This is a genomic window from Paenibacillus sp. GCM10012306 (genome assembly GCF_042649265.1).
In the GTDB taxonomy this organism is placed as follows: Bacteria; Bacillota; Bacilli; order Paenibacillales; family Paenibacillaceae; genus Paenibacillus_AQ.
The window spans coordinates 301044-323784 of sequence record NZ_JBHRYW010000004.1 but is presented as its reverse complement, the minus strand read 5'-3'; the positions used below and the strand labels follow the sequence as shown (position 1 = coordinate 323784).

General features: G+C 50.5%; 16 protein-coding genes. 4 read left to right on the top strand and 12 right to left on the bottom strand.

The window, feature by feature from the left end:
- Positions 1-158 precede the first annotated feature (158 nt).
- Positions 159-3863: an immunoglobulin-like domain-containing protein gene (locus tag ACFORK_RS12225; RefSeq protein WP_379199135.1), complete on the bottom strand. Its 3705-nt coding sequence runs from the start codon at positions 3861-3863 to the stop codon at positions 159-161.
- A 157-nt stretch (positions 3864-4020) separates the two neighbouring features.
- Between ACFORK_RS12225 and ACFORK_RS12220 the strand changes: the two genes are divergently transcribed.
- Positions 4021-4623: a TetR/AcrR family transcriptional regulator gene (locus ACFORK_RS12220; protein WP_379199133.1), complete on the top strand. Its 603-nt coding sequence runs from the start codon at positions 4021-4023 to the stop codon at positions 4621-4623.
- Positions 4624-4646: 23 nt separating this feature from the next.
- On the opposite strand, the gene ACFORK_RS12215 is transcribed toward ACFORK_RS12220, so the two are convergent.
- Genes ACFORK_RS12215 through ACFORK_RS12205 form a run of 3 tightly spaced genes read right to left on the bottom strand, consistent with a single transcriptional unit; the run spans position 4647 to position 8165 of the window.
- Positions 4647-5696, bottom strand: coding sequence for a sensor histidine kinase (locus ACFORK_RS12215; RefSeq protein ID WP_379199131.1), 1050 nt, complete (start codon positions 5694-5696; stop codon positions 4647-4649).
- Entirely contained in the window at positions 5693-6370 is a 678-nt protein-coding gene (locus ACFORK_RS12210; RefSeq protein WP_379199129.1) for a response regulator transcription factor, read from the bottom strand. The genes ACFORK_RS12215 and ACFORK_RS12210 overlap by 4 nt, the downstream gene beginning before the upstream one ends.
- Entirely contained in the window at positions 6300-8165 is a 1866-nt protein-coding gene (locus tag ACFORK_RS12205) for an ABC transporter ATP-binding protein (RefSeq protein WP_379199127.1), read from the bottom strand. Before ACFORK_RS12205 ends, ACFORK_RS12210 begins: the two co-directional genes overlap by 71 nt.
- 371 nt (positions 8166-8536) lie before the next feature.
- Here ACFORK_RS12205 and ACFORK_RS12200 point away from each other — a divergent pair, with 371 nt between their 5' ends.
- Entirely contained in the window at positions 8537-9745 is a 1209-nt protein-coding gene (locus ACFORK_RS12200; protein WP_379199125.1) for an MFS transporter, read from the top strand.
- A gap of 103 nt (positions 9746-9848) precedes the next feature.
- On the opposite strand, the gene ACFORK_RS12195 is transcribed toward ACFORK_RS12200, so the two are convergent.
- Positions 9849-11549: a glutamine--tRNA ligase/YqeY domain fusion protein gene (locus ACFORK_RS12195; protein ID WP_379199123.1), complete on the bottom strand. Its 1701-nt coding sequence runs from the start codon at positions 11547-11549 to the stop codon at positions 9849-9851.
- Positions 11550-11769: 220 nt separating this feature from the next.
- On the opposite strand from ACFORK_RS12195, the gene ACFORK_RS12190 reads away from it, so the two are divergent.
- Together ACFORK_RS12190 and ACFORK_RS12185 are read left to right on the top strand one after the other, a co-directional pair.
- The gene (locus tag ACFORK_RS12190; RefSeq protein ID WP_379199121.1) at positions 11770-12018 is read left to right on the top strand and encodes a DUF2164 domain-containing protein; all 249 of its coding nucleotides are present in this window, start codon (positions 11770-11772) and stop codon (positions 12016-12018) included.
- 36 nt (positions 12019-12054) lie between these two features.
- Entirely contained in the window at positions 12055-12603 is a 549-nt protein-coding gene (locus ACFORK_RS12185) for a GNAT family N-acetyltransferase (protein WP_379199357.1), read from the top strand.
- Between the two features lie 60 nt (positions 12604-12663).
- Here the strand turns inward: ACFORK_RS12185 and ACFORK_RS12180 are convergent, their stop codons facing one another.
- The 7 genes from ACFORK_RS12180 to ACFORK_RS12150 all read right to left on the bottom strand — a co-directional run bounded on the left by ACFORK_RS12180 (position 12664) and on the right by ACFORK_RS12150 (position 22546).
- Complete coding sequence (locus tag ACFORK_RS12180; protein ID WP_379199119.1) at positions 12664-13194, bottom strand: GNAT family N-acetyltransferase; 531 nt, start codon at positions 13192-13194, stop codon at positions 12664-12666.
- Positions 13195-13258: 64 nt separating this feature from the next.
- A complete protein-coding gene (locus ACFORK_RS12175) occupies positions 13259-14485 on the bottom strand; it encodes an MFS transporter (RefSeq protein ID WP_379199117.1) in 1227 nt (408 codons plus the stop codon).
- 392 nt (positions 14486-14877) lie between these two features.
- Positions 14878-15705 (bottom strand): formate/nitrite transporter family protein, encoded by an 828-nt coding sequence (locus tag ACFORK_RS12170; protein ID WP_379199115.1) that lies wholly within the window; start codon positions 15703-15705, stop codon positions 14878-14880.
- A 195-nt stretch (positions 15706-15900) separates the two neighbouring features.
- Complete coding sequence (locus ACFORK_RS12165) at positions 15901-17265, bottom strand: FAD-dependent oxidoreductase (protein WP_379199112.1); 1365 nt, start codon at positions 17263-17265, stop codon at positions 15901-15903.
- Positions 17266-17561: 296 nt separating this feature from the next.
- A complete protein-coding gene (locus ACFORK_RS12160) occupies positions 17562-19193 on the bottom strand; it encodes a formate--tetrahydrofolate ligase (protein WP_379199110.1) in 1632 nt (543 codons plus the stop codon).
- Between the two features lie 229 nt (positions 19194-19422).
- Positions 19423-19899 carry a glutathione peroxidase gene (locus ACFORK_RS12155; protein WP_379199108.1) on the bottom strand — a complete coding sequence of 159 codons (477 nt, stop codon included), beginning with the start codon at positions 19897-19899 and terminating at the stop codon, positions 19423-19425.
- A gap of 178 nt (positions 19900-20077) precedes the next feature.
- Positions 20078-22546 (bottom strand): glycoside hydrolase family 38 N-terminal domain-containing protein, encoded by a 2469-nt coding sequence (locus tag ACFORK_RS12150; RefSeq protein ID WP_379199106.1) that lies wholly within the window; start codon positions 22544-22546, stop codon positions 20078-20080.
- Between the last annotated feature and the right edge of the window lie 195 nt (positions 22547-22741).

The following is a 22741-nucleotide window of genomic DNA, read 5'->3' as shown; positions in this document are numbered from 1 at the left end:
GGATGTCGTAGGCCCTATCTCCTCCCCTGTTTGCTCTTCCGCAATTCACCAGCCTCACATCCTTAGACCGGGATGTGGAAGCCAAAAAATCCGCTTTCCCCAGCCAACAGGGAAAGCGGCTTTTTCGTTATATTCCGTCAGATACAATAACGACTGTATTAAATGGACAATGCCTCAAGCAATCTGTAGATCGCCGTTGCGGCTTCACCACGGGTTGCTGTGCGCTCTGGACGGAAGGTCTGATCCTCAAACCCACCCAGAATGCCCGCCGCAGCCCCGGTCTCAATGGACGCAGCCGCCCATTGCGGGATTGCGGAACGATCCACAAAGGTGATGCTGCTGCTTGTCTTTTTATGTGGTGCGCTGTTCAGTGCGCTTGCAAGCATCACTGACATTTCAGCGCGAGTGATGACCTCAGACCCTTTGAAAATCGTCTTGCCACCGACTTCATAACCACGGATGATTCCGGCTTCTACAGCAGCCGCAATATCTCCTGCCGCCCAAGCCGGGATAGCTTCCTGATCGGCAAAGCTTACAGCATTGCCGGAAGACTGCAGTCCCAGAGCTCTGGCAATGAGGGTAGCGAATTGAGTCCGAGTCACCTTCTCATCAGGACGGAAGCTATGATCGTCGTAACCTTTCATGACTTCCATACCAATCAGGCGATCCGTGTAGGCCTCAGCCCAATGATTGTTCAAATCCGTCATCGGCAGGGCTTGATAGTTGAACACGGCATAAGTGGAGAAATGATTAATGCTAGTAGTAACACTGCCAGCGGCATTGTCTGCTCCACCTACATAAATCCACTTGCTACGCTGTTCATTGTAATAATAGACCGCAGCTTTATGACCGGAAGTGATCTTGTTCTTATCATAGACCAGTGTCAATTCGACCGGCTTATTGAGCAGGCCAGCATTAGTACTGGTAATCTCAACGCCAGAGCTAGCGGCTGTCAGTGTTCCGCCAGCTGGAAGTGCTACCGGTTTGAGCGCTACTTTACTGTCGCCAGCCAGTGCTCCTGCCGGGATCTTGAGATCGGCTGAATCTTTAAGACTGGCAGCCCCTCCCTGCACCGCATTGACTTGAAGCTCCACGCCTTCGGCGGATGGCTTCGTAGTATTTCCCGGAGTCGGGGAAGGAACCGGGGTAGGTGTAACAGTTGGAACCGGCGTAGCAGTTGGCGCAGGAGCCCCGCCATTACCGTTACCATTACCCGGGCGAGCAGATACCATTACCGTACGTACGACTTCCACGGCACTATTGCCGGCCAAGTCCTTAGCATTGTATTGCAGCTTGTAAGTACCTAGCGTTCCGGTATCCACCGAACCGCTAACCACGATAGGGCCTGCAATTCCTAATTTGTCCGTAACTTCCGCACCTGGATCAACAAAGGTATCGCCTTGGGTCAACGTAATCGTGCTGCCACCCTTCAGCGTGATCACTGGTGCTGTGCGGTCAATATTCACAGCAAGCGGCAGTGTAGCCGTATTACCGAGCGAATCCGTAGCCCGGAACTCCAACGTATGCTGTCCTTCAGCTGTGATCTTCAGAGAATGTTTGCTTTCGTAAGGCTGGAAATCGCCACTTCCATCCAGGGACACCTGCAGGGAAACCGTAGTGCCTGGAACATAAACGCTGGCAGATACACTCACATTGAAATCTTGGTTACTCCAGGCACCACTTGGTTGTTGAGCTCCATCTGCAGTGTGAATCACCCCAGAAAGCTCAAGCGGTGTAATGCTGTCGTCCCCGCTAAGATTGACTTCAAAGGTCTTCACCTCAGAAGCGTTACCGCGCAGGATCGTTGCTGTCAAGGTAATCGAAGTATCCTTTTTCGGACGGAAAGCCAGCTTGCCTTCCTTGGTCATCAAGACTGGATTAGAACTCTCCCAGACGATACTTGTCCCCTGCCCACCGGCAGCAGGCAGATACAAGTCACTCTTCACAGCGCTAAGATCGCCAAGTGTCAACTTTTCTTTGGCCAACTGTACAGCTTCTAGGTCTGTATATTCCTTGGCTTTTACTGTAACCTCGAACGTCTTCACAGCGCTCTGTGTACCGCGACTAATCGTTGCTTTGAGTGATACCATCGCATCCGGCTGTCCGGCAGCAGGACGGGTAATATAGCCGGTTCCGTCAGCGACGCGAATCACGTCTGCGTTTGAGCTCTCCCATTGAACCTTGGCCCCATGCTGGCCTTCGGCTGGAAGCTTCAGATCTGCGATGATTCCGCTAGTATCACCGAGATTAAGTGTAGCTGTCGTATCTTCCACAGCCTGCTTATCGGTGTATGGCTCTACGTTCACAAATATCGGGTTGGAGTAGAACCACAGATCGCCATAGTTGCGGCTGTTGATTTCCTGGAAGCGGGTAGCATTATCGACAGTGTTATTCTTTACATCAAGTAAAGGCTCACCGTCTTTCGTCTCTCCCGGTACGTTAAGCCCGAGGTTGGTTCCTCTAAGTCGGTAATACCGGCTCTTGTCTGCCGCTCCCGGCTTGTAAGTAATCACGTTGTAGCCTTCGGAATCCTTAGTCCAGTCTGCACTAGTAAACCGGGCTACGACTTTAGTAGTATCATTCGTTGGTTTGGAATATTCAGGGGTATTCGGCTGAACCTTGCCGCTGACTTCACCAGAGATCAACTCGACATGATCCACCGAGACAGCATCACCGTTGTTGTTCTTCGCAGGACTCTTGAAGCGGATGGTAACCTCCACATTGTCACCCTGCTTAACCTCAAGCTCCCCGCCCATTGCTTCCTCACGGCCGTCGCCGGACGCCTTGAAATCCAATGCGTTGATCAGATCACCGAAGACGGAGAAAGATTTACCTGAACGCATACCGTCAACGATGTTCTGAACGCTTGAACCATCGACCCAGGTATAGTTCTTGGAGTATTCCCCCGGCCAGTATCCGCTAGAATATTTGTTATCTCTGCTGGTCTTGAAGTGGAAGTCGGAATTGGCGAAGTTCCAGAATCTGCGGCCCTCGCCAAGCAGGGCATCCCAGAAGCCACCAACTTTAGCTACTTTCACGTCAGTTCCGCCGTATACTTCAGCTGTTTCCCCCCGGTCAGGAGACATCTGGTTACCCAGCATCCCTTCGAAACCGAAAGCCACATGCGGATCAATGTTGTTGAAGTCACGGACATCCTCAATTTTCAGCTCCGAGCTTCCGCCATTCTTGCGCGATGGGTGGTTAATCAGCATGTAGCTCTCCGGATAGTGCTCACTGAGCCATTGGATCCCCTTTCGGGTATCTGCTTTGGTTGAGAAAGCTCTGTTATCCAACGCAGCCCACTTGGTAACATCCGCAGGATCGAAGAGGTTCTCAGCTCGGTTAGTGAACAAGTATTCGAACTGATTGACAGCTTTTAAAGATGCCGCTGAGCCTGGATCATTCGTCACAATACCGATAGCAGCGTGGTCATACTGCGGCATATCCCATTCAAATCCGGAGAAGATGGTCTTGCCAACATATTTTCCCGAAGCCTGAAGGCCTTTAATTATAGGTGTCTGATAGTCAATAATTCCTTTGGACATCGGAATGGACCCTCCTGGCAGAGGCGTGCCTTCATGGTCACGTCCGGACATCCGCAGATGGTCAGCCAGGAAGAGCCAGTCCAGACCATTCTTCTCAAAAGCAGTATCTAGTACATCCTTCAATGATTCCTGCGCATCATCTGACTCATAGGTATGCACATGATATTCGCCAGTCATCCATTTTCCGGTGCCGCCCGAAGGTGGACTAGTCATCGGTTCCGTTGAAGCGCCATACGCTGTAGGCAGCGACAAGTTCTGTCCCAATGTCATTACTGCCAGAGCAGCGGTTAGCAATGAACGAACTTTTTTCTTCTGCAAAATAGTTAAACCCCCAGTGAACGTAATGAATATGTAGTTCCTTCATTAAGAATAGATAAGAAGTGTAAACTCTTGTCGAATTTTGTAGCATTTTTGTGTAATATACTCTTCTACTACCCGTTATGCTATTCTTTTATCACTGGAGGAGGAAGAATCCATGGCACAATCCAAATCAAGTTCAATCTTAAGCAAAACAGAAATTCTGGATGCCGCTGAGCAGACCTTACGCCGTTTCGGGCCGGACAAAACATCGGTCACCGATGTGGCGAAGCTGCTCGGGGTCAGCCACGGTACCTTATACAGGCATTATCCAAGCAAGGTGGCATTGCGCGAGGCGGTGACAGAGAGATGGCTTGAGGAGCAGATTCTCGCCCCTCTAGCCGAGATTGCGCAGAAAACAGTAGGAGATCCGCTGGTACAGCTGCGGCTTTATATTCTGAAATTAATTGAGCTTAAACGTCGCTGTGCCTCAGAAGACCCGGAGATGTTCAAAATGTATGCAGATGTTACAGTAGATTCGGCCGCACTGATTGAAGTCCATGTCCAGCGCATCTATGAGCAGATGAGCAGTGTGATAGAACGAGGTGTCCGGGAAGGTATACTTGCAGATTCGGCTCCGCCGGAAGTACTATCCCGTTCCATCGTGCAGGCCACAGCAAGCTATCATCATCCATCCCATGCATACGAATGGCAGCGCCCTGGTATCGATCAAGAGCTCGAACAGCTGTGGGCGCTGCTGGAGAAAGGTCTTAAACATTAATCGTCTGCACATGAACTGGCACTTCAAGAGGTTCGCACAGGCAGACTTACTACAAAAGCCGTCCCCTCGCCGGGACGGCTTGTTGCCGTGACGCTCCCCCCGTGAATCTCAATAATCTTGTTCACAAGAGACAATCCGAGGCCACTGCCACCTCCACTAGCACTTCTTGCTTTGTCTGCTTTGTAGAAGCGTTCAAAGATGCGTGGCAGATCTTCTCCCGATATCCCGATCCCGCTATCTCTGATTTCGACTTGAACGACTGAATCCACAGCCTCCATCCGGACCCGAATACTTCCGCCCTCCGGAGTGAACTTAATACTGTTATGCAACAGATTGGTCCAGACCTGGCTCATGAGATCTTCCACGGCGTGTACCTCTAAGCCCTCAAGTTCAGCCTCCACCTCAATATTCTTCTCCAGCCACTGCGGTTCGGACGCCAGAACCATCTCTCGTAGCTGCTTATCCAGGCGGTAAGCCTTCTTTTCAAAAGGAAAATTACCCGCTTCCAGCGCAGACAACTTCAGCAGATTGTCGCTCAGCCCCGATAGCCTTGTGCTTTCGGCTTCAATAATGTCGAGATAATGCATTCTGGTATCCGGACTGAGCGTCTCTGATCGAAGCGCACGGGTAAAGCCCCGAATGGAGGTCAAGGGCGATTGGATCTCATGTGAGACATTGGAGATGAAATCCTGACGCATGGTCTCCATCCGGCCCAGTTCACTGGCCATCTTGTTGATGCTCTCAGCGATTTCGCCAAATTCACCATAATCCTTATCCTTGGCCAGAACGACGTTGAAATCACCGGTGGAAATTCTACGGAGGCCTTCAATAATTGACTTGTAGAAGACCCGCTCCCACCCACGGAAGGTTCCGGACACACAAAACGCCAACGCGAAGAAGAACACAATCGACACAACCGTGGTGAGTAGCCCTGCCGTATATTCCTGAGCAGGACGGCCAGTCCTGGAAAATATCCAATTCATTAGGAAGTAAGATCCAGTCCAGCTAAGAAGAACCATGCCGAGGAATCCGATGAACAACAAAAATCGGATGACTTTCTTGGATTTATTCATATGTCGCTCTCCAGGCGGTACCCCAGACCACGCAGCGTACGGATCGCGAATCCGTATTTTTCTCTAGGGAATCGTTCCCGCAGACGGTTGATATGCACGTCCAGTGTCCGCTCATTGCCTTCAAAATCATAACCCCAGATATCTTCGATCAACCGCTCTCGGGCCAGGGTCTGCCCTGGATAACTGCCGAGCTTGAAAAGCAACTCAAACTCCTTAAGCGGCAATGTAATCTCCCCATCCCCGGTGTTCACCTCGTAGGTTTTACGGTTCATTCGCAGATGACCGACCACTACACTCTGTGCAGCGGAAATCTGATACCGCTTGAGCAGCGCCTTCACCCTGGCAATCAGGATTGGCGGTTCGAACGGCTTGACCAGATAGTCGTCGGTGCCAAGCTCAAAGCCTTTCACGATCTGCATCGTTTCCCCTTTGGCCGTCAGCATCAAAATTGGAAAGTCATACAATTTCCGTAGCTGCCGACACAGCTCCCAGCCATCCATATTCGGCATCATAACATCCAGTATAGCCATATCCACCGAGATGTCCTCCAGAACACGGAGCGCTTCCAGCCCGTCGGAAGCCCCGTAAATCTCTTCTATACCTTCAGCTCTCAGAAACACTTCCACCAATTCGCGGATATGCGGATCGTCGTCCACTACCAGAATTTTGGTCATTACTTGCCAGAACCTCCTCTTTGCTGCCGCTATAGGCAGCTGGTTCATTCATTTGCAGCTGCTGGGTAGCAAACTCCCGGTACAGCGCATGATGGTTTAGCAATTCTTCGTGTGTACCTTTACCGGTAATCCGACCCTTTTCCATGAAAATAAGCTGGTCTGCATGGACAACCGTAGCCAACCGATGTGCGATGACAATCGTCGTTCTCCCCTTCATCAGATTAGTCAGCGCCTTCTGCACTACCGCCTCGGATTGACTGTCCAGACTGGAGGTTGCTTCATCCAGCATCAGAATCTCGGGATCGCGCAGCAGCGCTCTGGCAATGGCAATCCGCTGCCGCTGTCCACCCGATAGCTTCACGCCCCGTTCACCAACATCCGTCTCATATCCGTCCGGCAATTCGTTGATAAAACCATCGGCATAGGCCATGGCCGCTGCTCTGCGCATCTCTTCCAGGCTGACTTCCCGTTCGAGGCCGTAGGAGAGATTATCAGCAATTGTACCAGCCAACAGCGGACTTTCCTGCGACACGTATCCAATCAGACTTCGCCAGGATTTCAAGGAAAAATCCGTAACAGGCTTCTCACCCAGCCGAATCACACCACTCTCGGGCTCATAGAAGCGCTCCAGCATGGAGAACAATGTTGTCTTCCCGCCTCCGCTGGGGCCGACAATGGCTGTTACCTGACCTGGTTGCATGGTAAAGCTCACATTGCTAAGTACCTTCTCACCGTTCTTGTAACCGAAGCTCAAATCTTCCACCGTGATCGGCCCATGAGAGGCTGTCGCTTCCACTTCTCCCTCGTAGTTCTCTTCTTCAGCCGCCAAGGTCTCGATGATACGCTCCGAAGCGCCCTTGGCCTTCTGAATTTGCGTGAAGAACGTGGTCAATTGAGTCAACGGCATAATGATTTGGATAAGATAGAGAATGAAAGCAACCAGTTCACCGGCAGTCAATGCCCCCGACGATACCTGCATGCCGCCATAACCGATAATCACAACAAGCAACATCATGAAGACGAAAGACACCAGCGGGCTGATCATGGCACTGACCTTACCCTCACGAATACCGAAGGTCAACAGGTTCATAATCCCGTTTCTGCCGGCCTCATATTCCCGTTTCTCCGCGCCGGAAGCCTTGACCAGCCGGATCTCCGATAGTACCCCACTCAGCGTGGCGGTAAAGGAAGCCGTCTCATCCTGCATCCCTTTGGAGATTTTGTACATCTGCCGACCCAGCGGAACCAATATTAAAGCCGACAGCGGCAGCACGGCGAACAGCACCAAAGTCATTTTCCAATTCAAATAAAGCAGAACGGCAATGGAGCCGACAATCGAGATGACTCCAGTAAATAAACTGGCTAAATGTTCGGAGATCAAAGTTTTAATGATTCCTGTGTCATTAGTCATTCGGCTGACGCTTTCACCAGTCCGGTTATCATTATAATAGGACACCGGCAGTACAAGGAACTTACGCCACAGCCGATCCCGCAAGCCCGCTACCATCCTTTGTCCCACATAATTCAGCAAGTAGATGGACACGCCTCCGGCAATCGTCTGGGCAATAAAAGCTCCGATGATTCCGGCAATCTGCAGTTTGCTTATGGAAGCCAGTGAGAAACCGTCAACCAGCGTTTTGGTGAACATAGGGATTACAAGACCCACCAGCGTAGAGATGACACTGAGCGCAATGGCCGTCGTCAGCAGGCTGTAGGAAGGCTTCGTTTCTCTCAGCAGAGTCAGGAACGGTTTTAGTGCCGCCCCCTGTGTCTTTTCAGTTTTTTTACTGTTCATGGAGGTTCTCCTTTTCATTCGGATATCTTAGAAGGTGGCTTTCAGCTCCTGTCTCCCGTAAATCCAATGATACCTTTGCTGTTTAAACTGAAGTTAAACAATTTAAAATCTAGGACATAGCGAAGCCAGTGAGCAAAAGACAGGATAGCCGCTGTGAATCATGGATAATCTAAAAAATAGCACCTTGTACCTTGTATATATAACGACAATCACGCAAAAACCACCAGAGAATTGGAAATCCGCTCAAAAGTTGGTTTGTATCCCTTTTCAACACGTGTTACAGTGATAGAAGCTGCCTAAAAACGGCTGTAACGAATATATACACGGCATTTAGCGGGAAAGGAGTGCCCAAATTGCGGGAGAACCTTCATATGCAATCTTCTTTCACGTCCTTGAAATGGTTCAATTTCTTCGTATATGGAACCATGGTCCTGTTCACCAGCTTTTTTCAACTATACCTGCAGGATGTAGGGATGAACAAACTTGAGATCGGCAGTGTCATATCCCTGGGTGCGCTCGTTTCCATTTTCGCCAACCCGTTCTGGGGCATCTGGACAAACCGTTACCAGAACATTCGCCGAATCGTGCTGATTATGCTAACGGGAACACTGCTCTTATCCCAACTTGTCTTTCAAGCGAATACATATGAGATGATCTACATCGCCATTATCTTGTTCTTTTTCTTCCAAGGGCCGTTGTTTGCCCAGAGTAATACAATCATTCTGAATTATATAGACGGAACGAACTACCGCTTCCAGTCTTTCCGGCTGTGGGGCTCGCTGGGGTGGGCCGTCACAGCTATAGCTGTAGGTCCCATTATTGATCGAATGGGAGTATCCATATTATCCTATCTGTTCGCAGCACTGTTATGCGCTTCAATGATATCGCTACTGGTACTGCCCAAGCTGAATCATTCCATCGGGATGGCTCCGCTGCCGTTCAGAGGCTTTACCAAGCTTTTTGCTAATCCGTTCTTCCTATGCTTTATTCTCTTCGGGATTCTCGTTTCCATTCCGAACACGATGAATACGACGTTCATGTCGCTGTATATCACTGATTTGGGTGGTTCCAAAACCATGATCGGACTGGCTGTCTTCCTCTCGTCCATTTTGGAGGTAGGCGTATTCGTCCTGTGCGAACGATTCCTGAAACGTAAAATCTCGGTTCTGATCGGCTGTCTGACATTGGTCAGCGCCCTGTACGTGCTGCGATGGTGGCTGATGGCCGATGCAACGATGCCACTGGAGGTAGCCTTGATACAGATTCTGCACAGTGTTACCTTTGGTGGATTTTTCTATGTTGGTGCTCAGTTAACTCGTCTGCTTGTGCCCCGTCCATACCAATCTTCAGGACAAGCGCTCTACACCTTGACCTGGAGCGGAATCTCCGGGATTCTGGGCGGGATTCTCGGCGGATGGTTGTACCAGAATCTCGGAGCCCTCAGCATGTATCAAGGCAGCGTATTCCTAACCTTTATCGGAACGCTCGGCTTCGGGTTTATGTGGCTTTTCGTCATTCGCGGCCGCTATCAGCCTGTCTCTGAAGAACCAGCGTTGTTGGAGGAAGAAATAGAGTTATAATCAGCGTTCATATGCAAATAGGGGGAGTTCCGCAGCACTGTTCAGTGCCTGCAGAAACTCCCCTTTTGTATGTCTGGTCTTTGTATCTGTGATTCCAAATTGCTTATTTAGGCAGTTGGAACGAGCTTTTCAAGGATACTACCAGATTGAAGACCGGCTGACCCGGCGCTGAATATTTGCTGTCCACGTTGAAGTAGCCATGACGGAAGAATTGGAACTTGTCCTGCGGCACACTGTCCTTCAGGCCCGGCTCCACAAAGCCCTGCAGAATCTCCAGGGAGTTCGGGTTCAACTGATCCAGGAAGGTTGGTTCTGGCTTGTCCCCTGCTTCATCCAGACCTTCCACGTCCGCTGCTTGATCCGGCTCCTCTACTGCAATGAGCGGCTCCAAGAGGCGGAATTCTGCCGGAACGGCCTGACTTGCTTCGACCCAATGCAGCGTACCTTTGACCTTGCGACCTGTAAATCCGCTGCCGCTCTTCGTCTCTTGATCATAGGTACAATGCAGTTCAATAACCTCACCGTTCTCATCCTTGATAACCTCATTGCACTTGATGAAGTAAGCATGCTTCAAGCGCACCTCATTACCAGGGAACAGGCGGAAATATTTGCTTGGCGGGTTCTCCATGAAGTCATCGCGTTCGATGTAGATTTCACGAGAGAATGGAATTTGGCGAGAGCCCATTTCTTCATTCTCCGAATTATTCTCCGCCTCCAGCCATTCAATTTGGCCTTCTGGATAGTTCGTAATGACCACCTTAAGCGGACGAAGCACCGCCATTGTGCGCGGCACGCGCAGTTTAAGGTCCTCACGGATGAAATGCTCCAGCATCGGGTAATCCACCAAACCGTTGTTCTTGGAGATTCCGGTCTCGAACACAAAATTGCGGATCGCTTCAGGTGTATAACCACGGCGGCGCAGACCCGAAACCGTAGGCATACGCGGATCGTCCCAGCCATCGACATGGCCTTCATCAACCAGCAGTTTCAACTTACGCTTGCTCGTTACGGTCTGAGCGAGATTGAGGCGTCCAAATTCGTATTGATGCGGTACAGACGGCATTTCGCATTCCGCGATTACCCAATCGTAGAATGGACGTTGATCTTCGAACTCCAGAGAACACAGAGAATGCGTTACACCCTCGATGGCGTCTTCTAACGGATGGGCAAAGGCATACATCGGATAGATGCACCATTTGTCGCCAGTATTGTGGTGGTGAGCATGGGAAATTCGATAAATGACCGGATCACGAAGGTTAATGTTCGGCGATAGCATGTCGATCTTGGCACGAAGCACCTTCTCACCGTTCTGGAATTCTCCCGCACGCATGCGACGGAACAGGTCGAGGTTCTCTTCGATACTGCGTTCACGGTAAGGGCTGTTCTGTCCCGGCTGTGACAACGTTCCGCGCAGCTCACGGATCTGTTCAGCGCTGAGATCGTCCACATAGGCTTTGCCTTTGTTGATCAATAGTTCAGCGCGCGCATACATTTCCTCGAAATAATCGGAGGCAAAGCGCAGCTCTTCCCATTCATAGCCGAGCCACTTCACGTCCTCCTTAATGGAATTGACGAACTCAATATCCTCTTTGACGGGATTCGTGTCATCAAATCTCAGATTGGTCTTGCCACCGAACTCATCCGCAAGGGTAAAGTTGATCCAAATCGCCTTGGCATGTCCGATATGTAAATAGCCGTTCGGCTCCGGTGGAAACCGGGTGATCACTTCCTTGGCTTTACCCGAGCGGAGATCTTCAGTGATAACGTTCTTAATAAAATTGGAGGGGGTACTACGATTCTCCACAGATATCAACCTTTCGCTTCTGGAATGTTACTACTACCTTGTATGAACATGTTTCCTACTAATATACCCGTTACGCAGGGATTGTTCAATAAAAGGGGACAGGGTGCCAAGTGGTTTCTTCCGGCACCTATGAATCTTTTGACTTCACTCGTGGCGATAGAGTAGCATGAAAGCATAGAACCTTTTTACCTTAATTTACATCTATAAGGGGGATTCGCCTGTGAAAGTCATTAAGCTGCCCAAAGAGCAGCGGGAGCTTCTTGTAGAGAATATTCGCAACCACTTTGAGGCTGAGCGCGGTGAGACAATCGGTCACCTGGCCGCAGATAATCTGCTCGACTTCTTCCTGCAAGAATTGGGCCCTTCCATCTACAATGAAGCGCTCAAAGATTGCCGCAGCCTGGTAGGGCAGCGGATGCAGTCGCTGGAAGAAGACATTTATGCGCTGGAATGGAAACAGCGCAGATAGACAGATCAGGCCATGGGCTGCAGAGGAGGCTGCAACTTGTTTAATTACGTTATAGACGAAGAACTTATGCTGAAGCCGCTGGCGCCGGAGCACGCCCGCCCGATGTTCCAGCTCGTGGATCGCTCACGGGAGCGACTTAGACAGTGGCTACCGTGGGTAGACGGCGTCACGGAGCAGGCCCATATCGCCAGCTTTATCAAGAATGCCATAAAGCTGGGTAGTGACAACGGCGGCTTCTCAGCAGGACTATGGGTGCAAGGTGAACTGGCCGGCGTGATCGGCTACCACGAGATCGACTGGAATAATCGTTCCGTCGGCATCGGCTACTGGCTGGGCGAAGGCTACGAAGGCAAAGGATACATGACCAGTGCTGTGCGGGTCTTCGTCGACTACGCGCTGCTGGAGATGGAGCTGAACCGGATAGAAATCCGGTGTGCCAAAGGCAACGCCTCTAGCCGTGCCATTCCTGAGCGGCTAGGCTTCGTGCTGGAAGGTGTGATCCGCCAGGCAGAGCAGCTGCCGGACGGCTACGTGAATCACGCCGTGTACGGCCTGCTGCGTAGTGAGTGGCAGCTGCTGGGCTAGCCAATCAGCCGTAAGCAAGCAACCCGTTTCTCCTTGCACAATGGAGAACGGGTTGCTTTTTTAAGTGGAACCCGTCCCCGCTTCTTGGCCCTTGGTCAGCATAAGACCCATGAAGATCTCATCGACATAATGGCCGCCGAGATAAAATTCTTCCCGCAATCGTCCCTCTTCCTGAAATCCACAGGATCGGTAGAACGCCAGTGCCGCCTCATTGCTTGCAAGTACACGCAGGCGGAGCTTGCGAATTGCATAATCCCTGACATGTCTTTTGACCGCTTCCACCAGTTGGCGTCCAATACCGGCCCGCCGAAACTCCGGATGGACAGCAATATTAATCTCACAGACATGCCGGTGGCTCTCCATCTGGCTGGGACTGCCAAAGCCAACATACCCGCACAGTCTGCCATCCAGTACAGCCAATAGCTGCGATCCAGGCGGTGAATGCTGCAGATAATCCTTCCGCGAGCGCCATTTCAAAGGCCCCGGTGTCGTCTCCTCGGTCCAGACGAGATGATCCAGCGCAATCAGATCACTGGCATCCCTGATCTCCGAGGGCCTGATTATCAGCGTCCCGCTATCCATTCGTTGCATAAGCTTCTCCCCCTGCCCAACACTCTGGAATATATATCAGGTCAATGGCTCCCCATGCCAATGCCTAAGATGATACGGTTGCCTGATCCGCCGAGTCACGCCGGCGATTGATGTAGGCATGAATGATGAAGAACAGGGTGGACAGCACTGCCATGGCACACGCCAGCCAGGCGGTTGGCGACAATCCCCCACTGTCATACAGACTGCCCATGAAATAAGGGCCGATGACTCTGCCGATGGCTCCAATGCCTCCGCTCAGCCCCAGGTAGAACGGGGCACTGCGGTTCGCATGTTCGGTGATGAAAGCCGGCATGGCCGGAGAGATTAACATTTCACCGAACGTGGTCAATACCATGGCCAGAATAAGGCCGGGGTAATTCTGCACGCTCAGGATCACGGCATAGCCACTCAAATAGAGCAGTGCGCTGGCCGTCATTTGGGCCGTGGAATCTTTGGCCAGCCAGCGCTTCAGCAGGCTAATCACAGGCTGGGCAGCAAAGATCAGAATACCGTTCAGCGTCCACAGAAAGCCATAGGCCTTCTTAGGCCAGTCTTCCGAAATAATAAACGGTGATACACCTGTGTTCCAAATGGAGTTGCCGACCAGCAGGAACAGCGAAGCTACCGACATATAGAGGTAGATTCTTGTATTCCCCATCAGCAGCCAGCCAGACTGGCTGCGTTGCTGTTGTTTTTTATAATCGGCTCCCTCTGCTTCCGGTCCCGTTCCGACTCGCCGTAGATACATAAAGAAGAATACGGCGAACACGGCCGAGGTCACACCGTTCATCACAAAGCTCAGCATATAGGAGATATCGGCGAGAAAACCGCTTAAGGCCGTACCCAGCGCCACTCCTATATTATTGGCGACGTAGACTATGTTAAACAGCTCACCCCGCTGCTTGGCAAAGCGAAAGCCGATAAAGGCCTGAATCGCCGGGAGTGACAGCGAATTAAATAGCCCCACAAGTCCCATTACAATCATGAAAATCGTCCAACTCTGACTGGCTGCCGGAAGTGTGAACAACGCAAGGGCGTTCATGGCAAGCGCCCCGACGATCAGGCGGTTCACGCCAACTTTATGGTACAGGGAGCCACCCAGCAGTTGACCGGCAATCCCTCCCAGGGATTGAATCAGAATGACCAGACCGGCATCCTTCATGCTGCGGCCAAGCTCATCGAATACATACATAGTCACGAGCGGCCACATCAGCGCACTGCCTGTCGCATTGATCAAGCTGGCAATCAGAAATACTTTAACTTCTTTAGGATAAGCAGATAAAAACTTCATAACTAATGTACATCCTCTATAAGATTGGTGTGGTCAATTCCATCCAGTATCCTCCCATTAGCAGTTGTAGGGCAAGCCTGTACACTACCGCTTTGTCGCAGCATTGCAATATTATATCAAAGTGAGTAGAGCCAATGGAATGACCGCTCTCTCTTGTCTTGATTGATTCTGATTCACTCCTGTATTCCTGGGGTAATGAAGTCTAAGAAACACTCCCTATTAGAATCGCCGTGCGCTTCGATTTCGTTCCCCCGAGTCGGAAGTGCGGCGAATTTTTGTTATGTCACCGTACAAAAAAACACTCCCTAGAGACGCTGACCTGTCACTTAACTTCAGGACCTGCGAACCCTAGAGAATGTCTGTTCATCAACGCAGCCCCGTGGGTCTACGCATTAAGCATGCTTCTTCGCACTCGCAACAGACATGCCGTCCACCGCTTGCACCGCCGTAGGCACCTTACGCAAGTAAGCTGCCCAATATGCTGCCGCTACAAAGATAGCCCCGCCTGTGAGATTTCCCAGCCAGACTGGAATAAAGTTCATGAAGTACTCATACCAGGAGTAATGCCCTTCAAAGATCGCCGCCGGAATGAGAAACATATTGGCTACAACGTGCTGGAAGCCGATGGCGACGAACGCCATGGTCGGGAACCAGATGCCGAGGATTTTGCCGCTGAAGCTATCTGCCCCGTAGGAGAGCCATACCGCCAGAGCCACGAGCCAGTTACAGCCGATACCCGATACGAAAGCCGGGAGGAATCCAGCTTCAAGCTTATGTCCCGCCATATCCACCAGTTTCTCCAAATACACTCCGTCTGACGTCAGTCCGGCGACATGTCCGAAGAAATAGGCAACAAACAAGGCCCCCGCCAAGTTACTTAGCGTGATCAGCGTCAAGTTCTTGACGACATCCTTGAATGAAATCTTCTTAGCCATAAAGGCTAGCGGCACCGCCATCATATTGCCTGTCAGCAGTTCCGCTCCTGCCAGCAGCACAAGAATCAGACCTACCGGAAAGACGGCAGCCCCGATGAAATTCGCAATGGAGCCCCATTCTTTAGGCGCGGAGGCAATTACGCGGATATCCAGCAAAAACCCGAGAGCGATAAATGCACCGCCCAGGAAGCCAAGTATAAGGACGGTACTCAGCGGATTGTGCGCCTTCTTGATTCCGTTCTCCACCGTTACTTCAGCAATTTGCTGAGGTTTGTTATAAGCCATGGTTCGTATCCCCTTTTAATACTTTAAATTTGTTCCTTTATGCCATTGTAGCGTGTCGTATAACACATTAACGTGATAATAATCACTACTGTAAAAGACAAGTGAAAATTTTCACTGACATGTCATAATTACCGTTTGGACACGCAAAAAAACCGAAGCCAGGGTAATCTGGCTCCGGTCTGAATGACAATGATTTTATACTAACGCGGGTTCTTTTACAGCCAGTGTTTGCGGCAATGCCTGCAATCCGGCAGTATTCAGGAAGTTCCACGGCTTGTTGTAGTGTGGTTGGAAGAAGAAATCAATAAAGGCCAACTGATCCACCGTCATCTTATTCTGGATGCACACTGAGATCGTATTAATCGATTGCGTCAAATCCATTTTGGACATAATCTGCGCACCCAGTATACGGCGTGTCGCACGTTCAAACACGACCTTGAGCTGCACTTGCTCGAATGTCGGCATGAACTCCGGACGATAGTTATCCAAGATCATAACGCTATCGACTTCCATACCTTCACCCTTGGCAGCTTCCTCCGTCAGTCCCGTTCCGGCAATGTTATCTTCATAGATCTTGATGCCAGATGTCCCTTGCGTACCCATGTAAGGAATCGTTTGGGCAACAAGATTACGGGCCACCAGGGTACCCATCCGTACAGCGTTAGTCGCCAGTGGAATGTAGGCATTTTTACCAGTTGGGTTATAGTGAATTGCGCAGCTGTCGCCAGCGGCGAAGACATCCGGCGCACTGGTCTCCATGTAATTATTCACAACGATCGCGCCGTTCGGCAACATCTCAACCTGACCTTTCAACAGCTCCGTATTAGGACGGAAACCGATACAGAGAATCACCAGTTCGGTCTCATGCTCCCCTTTGCTTGTGATAACCTTCGTAACCTTACCATTATCGCCGACAAAAGAGCTGACCTTCTCACCAAGCGCCAAGGTAATGCCGTGATCCTTCAGAGACTGCTCGATGGGAGCAGTGAATTCCTCGTCCAGGTATTTGCTCAAAATTCGCTCTTCCCCGTCGATCAAGGTTACTTGCTTACCGTTCATCTGGAACGCCTCTACCAGTTCTACTCCGATATATCCAGCGCCAACGACCGTAATGCGGTTTACATGCTTGGCTCTTTCAATAATAGTGTTGGAATGGTTGTAGTTCTTCGAGAGCAGAATACCGTCCAAATCCATGCCATCCAGCTGTGGAACAATCGGCCAAGATCCTGTTGTCATGATCAGTTTGTCGTAGGTATCATCAAACTCCTGTCCATTCGCGAGGTTGCGGGCCCGGAGTGTCTTGGCTTTGGTATCCACCGCGATTACTTCATGACGCATATTCGTCTTCACCCCGAGCTCAGCGAGCTTCTCTGGCGAGGAATAGAACAGTCCTTGAGGGTCTTTAACAACACCCCCTACATAAAGGGCGATCCCGCAAGACAGGAACGAAATGTTGTCGTTACGTTCGTACACCGTAATCTCGGCGTCCGGATAAAGCTGGGCGGTATTAACGATGGCTGCGGTTCCGGCATGGGTACATCCAATGACTGCTACTTTCATGATTTCTTCCTCCTCCAATTTGAAAAGCTTATATATTATTTGTTTGTGATTTATTTCACTTTATGAACTGATTATATTGTGATTTTTATCACATTTCAAGTCTATTTCTGCAATTCCTCAAATTGTTCACAATTTTAAGTATTTTGTGTCTGCTCCCTGCTGAGTCGCGGATACCTTTAACTTCTCCATGACAGAGCGTCATTATGAACGTTAAGCCAAGCCTATAAATACATAAAGCCCCAAGCCTTACCGTCTATAAAGACAAGTAAAGCCCAGGGCTACAATTGAAGCTAACCTTATTCTAATCCATGTATCTCGCCACCCTCATCGACGTGCAGCCCTTCGGCTGCCGGTCGAGCTGGAAGACCTGGCATGGTTACGATGTTGCCGGTAATAACTACAGCAAAACCAGCACCTAGTGACAATGTAATGTCACGTACGCCCATGGTAAAGCCTACTGGTGCCCCAAGAAGCTTGGCCTGATCCGAGAAGGAATACGGCGTCTTGGCCATACATACTTGCAGCTCATTCAGACCCAACTGATTAATTACAGCCAAGCTGCGCTTGGCTGCGGGAGAGAAGGCAACCTCTGCACCGCGATAGATTTCACGCACAATAGTGGTGATTTTGTCCGCAATATCAAGGTTGTTCTCATACAACGGTTCGAAATTTGCACCGTCCTGTTCTAGCACCTGCAACAACTCGCTCGCCAGTTCCAGACCGCCGGCTCCGCCCTCGGCCCATACTTTGGATACAGCTGACGGCACATTCAGGCGTTGGCAGGCTGCCTGGATCGCCTCAATCTCGGCCGGACTATCGCCCTCGAAATGATTGATGGCCACAACAACGGGCACCCCGAACTTGCCCAGGTTCTCAATATGACGCTCCATATTAGGGATGCCGGCAAGCAAGGCTGTTTGATTCTCGGACCCGAGCTCACTCTTAGCAACACCGCCGTTGTACTTCAGGGACTTCACGGTAACCACTAGCACAGCTGCGGCAGGAGTTAATCCCGCTTGACGGCATTTAATGTCCATGAATTTCTCGGCTCCAAGATCCGCGCCAAAGCCCGCTTCCGTGACAACAAGATCACCCAGCTTCAACGCATAGCGAGTACCAATCACACTACTGCAACCATGGGCAATGTTCGCAAAAGGTCCACCATGTACGATAACCGGTGTACCTTCCAGCGTCTGCACCAGATTTGGCTTCACCGCTTCCTTCAATAGTGCAGCCATAGCCTCCACCGCACCCAGCTCTTGTGCTGTGACGGGCTGGCCGAGACGGTTATATCCTACAAGAATCCGGCCAATCCGCTTCTTAAGATCAGACAAATCATCACAAAGACAGAGCACGGCCATAATCTCCGAGGCTGTCGTGATCTGAAAACCAGCCTCCCGAACGGTACCGTTACCGTCCCCAAGACCAGTTACAATGCTCCGCAGACTGCGGTCATTCATATCCATAACGCGCTTCCATACGATCCGCTGGGGATCGATATCCAGCGCATTACCGTGGAAAATATGATTGTCGATCATCGCAGATAATAAATTATGCGCAGACGTTACCGCATGGATATCTCCTGTAAAGTGGAGGTTAATCTCGTCTGCCGGGACAATCTGTGCTTGGCCGCCACCAGTAGCTCCGCCCTTCATGCCCAGGCAAGGTCCCAGCGAAGGTTCGCGCAGCGCAGCCACTGTCTTTACCCCAGAAGCGTTCAGTGCCTGAGCGAGGCCAATCGTTGTCAGCGTCTTTCCTTCTCCGGCCGGTGTAGGATTGACCGCCGTCACCAGAACGAGCTTCCCGTCCGGACGGTGGCTAAGCTCCTCCCAGAGTGAAGACGCCAGCTTGCTCTTATATTTACCGTACAGCTCCAGATGTTGTTCACCAATTCCTACTTCTGCCGCTACTTCCGTAATCAATTTCATGCTGTGTACAGAACCCTCCTGCCGGTTATTATTCTGAATGATTTCCTGCCTTATGCGAATTCCTGTTATGTATCATTGCAATTAAAGGATACAAGGTCTAAGAAAAGCGTCAAGGATTATTTTCACACTTCATGATATGAATAGGCCCAAATATGCAAAACTCCCGGACAACAGCCAAAAGCCGTGTCCGGGAGAAGGTGTAAGCCCTAAATTTCTTGCTTATTCAAAATTATAACAAGGACTCGATGCTGTCCTTCATTGTTTCAGGCGATTCTTTTGGCTCAAAGCGAGCGGTCACATTGCCACTGCGGTCAACGAGGAATTTGGTGAAATTCCACTGGATGTCGCTGCTCTCGCCTTCACCCGGCTGCTGTTTCTTCAAATACTCGAAGAGCTGGCTGGCTTCTGGTCCGTTGACATCTACCTTGGCAAATACCGGGAAGGACACGCCATAGTTAATCTGGCAGAACTCCGCTGCTTCTTCGCTCGTTCCTGGCTCTTGTCCGGCAAACTGATTGCAGGGAAAGCCCAACACTACAAGGCCTTGTTCTCCGTACTGCTCGTACAGCTTTTGTAGTTCTCCATATTGCGGAGTCAGCCCGCATTTGCTGGCCGTGTTGGCAATCAGCAGCACCTTGCCTTCATATTCTGTGAACGGTACTTCCTTACCCGCAGGCGTAACCCCGGCAAAACTATAGATCGACATTGTGCTACCATCCCTTCAAAATTTAATAGTTTTCTCTATTCTACTCTTATTGCCGTCCGAATTCAAAAGTACGCTATATCTATCCTTTATCGTGCATACATCACTGTAGATTTGAAGATAATTAAAAACCGCCGAGCGGTCCATGGGGACTGTCCGGCGGCTAGACGTAGCCAATATATTAACGTTCGCAGAGTGGAATTTCCTCAAAGGTACCAGAGGCAGGCTGAATACGGAATGTCTTGATTTCAAATCCTTTCAGACTGACTTCCCTGCGGATGCCAAGTGTAGAAATACTGACGGTGGTGGAACCAGCGGAGCCAGTCGGCTCGAACAGCCTCAGTATATAGCCATCGCCTTGCTCCTCTTTTTTGAAGGCGCTAAGTTGAATACGGTCATCTTCCAGCACAATAAAGGAGTCCAGAAGTTCTCCCTCACCTGATGGGAAGAAAGACAATGCGTAAGGACGTTCGTTATGAACCAGCGCTTCCCGATCTACCCGGTCTCTCCGATCTGCAAGCTCCCCTGCATTCAGCCAGAAGGTATAGCTGCGTTCGCCCTGATCCATCCGCGGCTGGAAACGATCCTGTACCATAATTGGACGGTCCCCGATCGGATGTGCACAGTATCCTGCGCCGCGCAGTAGTGACAGACGAACCTCGCCCCGCCGGAAATCTCCGCCGTAGATCCCATTATTGATGCAAGTAACGGCCATATTCTGCGTCATATCCTCCACTGCAATCCACTTCTGGGCCACCGTCTCATTGCCTTCACGATCCAGCGGATTGATCCCGAAGGCTGTCTGGCCTAGGAAGTCTCCTTGCTCCAAAACCGTAGGGATGGACAGCTTGAGCATCTTGTCTTTCTCGTTCCAGTAGACACGCAGCTCGACTTCAATCTCTGTCCCCTGCTTAGGCAGCTTGTAGAGCTGACAAATGCGGGAATTGCCGTAAGTCAGAACCGATTCAATCACCGTGCGTACTGCACCATCTTCAATAACCCGTACCGCCGGAAGTGGATTTTTCACCCCAGAGAATACACGGTTCTCTTCTTCACTCATCAATTCAAACCTGCCCTCTACAGGGCCAAAAGCAATGGTGTCCATTCTCCATGGATCTTCATTGTCCTCAAGCACCAACGCAGCAAAAGCATTCTTGCGCAGGTATGATATACCCTTGACAGAGTATTCATCCATCCGACCAGTCGCGGCGTTAATAACCACGCGCAGATCTGCGGTTTCAAACCGGAAGACCCCATCCTGCTGTGTTAACTGGGGAAGCGGCTTCTCTTTTAACATTTTAATCCGGGTATCGAAGCGGTTCATCGAGGAAGGGGCAAGCTCGGCCTCAAAGACCACTCTTTTTCTCCAGTCCAGATTCAGGTTGCTGAGTTCCTTTTCCGGCTGACAAGGAAGCAATTGTCCGTCCCTGTATACTTGAGGCATAGAGAACTCTTCATTCCAGTTCTGGTCCTCCAGCATAAATTCGCATTCAAAAATGCCCTTCACCGGGAACGGATGTGGATTATAGATCAGGATCGGATATTCTTTCAGCGCCGCCTTGGGCTGTCCTGAAGCCATTGCGAAGAAAGCTCTCGCCTTCAAACGTGCCACAATCTCAAGCCCATGATCAATCTGCCGTAGCGAAGCTTCTTCTGCTGGCTGTATCGAAGTTCCCGGCAGAATATCGTGGAACTGGGCAGTCAGCAGATCACAAAGCGCTTCATGCAGCTCGCTCGCAGGATACGACAGCAAGCCCTGAAGCGCAGCCGTTGACAGCATTTTCTCCGTCATAAACAGTTCATTTTCCAGTTGGCGGTGCTTCTGCTTGATGCGGATCATCGAGGTATAACAACCCACAAATCGGGGATTGAGATCACCTGCAAAGGACGGCAGCTCTGTCGTCGCTCGCAAATCAGCGAAATACGCTTCTGGAGTGGAATGTATAATCTGGAAGTCCTTCCGCTCCGCCATCAACTCTCCGATTTGTGCCAGATCGATACGGGATGGCCCGCCGCCATGGTTGCCTACTCCCCAGAGAACAAGTCCTGTGTCACGGTCTCCGTGGTCGTTCAGCCACCGCTCGATTTTCTCACGGGTTTTGCCCATGTTGGTGTTATAGCCGCCTTCGATCTTATGAGCCATCACCTTAGAGCCATTAAAGCCTTCCCAGATAAAATCTCCCGCCGGAAGGGCATCCATCTCATCAGGGCGCATGAAGATATATGAATCATATCCCGCTTGCTCCAGAATCTGCACCAATCCCCGAGTATGTCCGAATGAATCAAAGTTGATTGCAGTTGTTGGTTCAGCATCGAATTTCTCCCGGAAATAGGCTTTACCGAGCAGAATCTGCCGAACGAATGACTCCCCGGAAATCATGTTGCAATCGGGCTGCAAATACCAACCGCCCATGATTCTCCACTTACCTTCCTTCACCAGCCGCTGGATACGCGCAAACAGCTTGGGTTCATACTCCTCAATCCATTTATAGAGAATCACTTCATTGTGATTAAAAATATAACCGTCGACTTCCTCGCAAAACTCCGCCGCTGCGCGAAAGGTTGATACAGCTGCCGCCGCCCCTTCTTCCCATTCCCATTGCCATACGGGGTCCAGGTGGGCATTGCTGAGCAAATGCAATTTTTTCATCTCTTGCCGCCTCCTTCAGTAAGGTCATTCGTCTCCCTTCCATTGTGAGGCTGCATGACGTCTGCGTACATTTCCAAAACACACGCATATTTGTCCGATTATGATATAATCATTTCAAAAATAGAAAGAAGCCTCAATCCAAAATGGAACTAAACGACTGGAAAAGCGCCCTTCCTCCTGTTTTCAATACCTTAT

Coding starts and splice junctions, on each gene's coding strand:
- ACFORK_RS12210 (WP_379199129.1), bottom strand. CDS start 6,370: ATGACCAAAATTCTGGTAGTGGACGACGATCCGCATATCCGCGAATTG.
- ACFORK_RS12205 (WP_379199127.1), bottom strand. CDS start 8,165: ATGAACAGTAAAAAAACTGAAAAGACACAGGGGGCGGCACTAAAACCG.
- ACFORK_RS12170 (WP_379199115.1), bottom strand. CDS start 15,705: ATGGCTTATAACAAACCTCAGCAAATTGCTGAAGTAACGGTGGAGAAC.
- ACFORK_RS12175 (WP_379199117.1), bottom strand. CDS start 14,485: ATGAAGTTTTTATCTGCTTATCCTAAAGAAGTTAAAGTATTTCTGATT.
- ACFORK_RS12200 (WP_379199125.1), top strand. CDS start 8,537: ATGCAATCTTCTTTCACGTCCTTGAAATGGTTCAATTTCTTCGTATAT.
- ACFORK_RS12220 (WP_379199133.1), top strand. CDS start 4,021: ATGGCACAATCCAAATCAAGTTCAATCTTAAGCAAAACAGAAATTCTG.
- ACFORK_RS12180 (WP_379199119.1), bottom strand. CDS start 13,194: ATGCAACGAATGGATAGCGGGACGCTGATAATCAGGCCCTCGGAGATC.
- ACFORK_RS12155 (WP_379199108.1), bottom strand. CDS start 19,899: ATGTCGATCTATAGTTTTGCCGGGGTTACGCCTGCGGGTAAGGAAGTA.
- ACFORK_RS12150 (WP_379199106.1), bottom strand. CDS start 22,546: ATGAAAAAATTGCATTTGCTCAGCAATGCCCACCTGGACCCCGTATGG.
- ACFORK_RS12160 (WP_379199110.1), bottom strand. CDS start 19,193: ATGAAATTGATTACGGAAGTAGCGGCAGAAGTAGGAATTGGTGAACAA.
- ACFORK_RS12165 (WP_379199112.1), bottom strand. CDS start 17,265: ATGAAAGTAGCAGTCATTGGATGTACCCATGCCGGAACCGCAGCCATC.
- ACFORK_RS12215 (WP_379199131.1), bottom strand. CDS start 5,696: ATGAATAAATCCAAGAAAGTCATCCGATTTTTGTTGTTCATCGGATTC.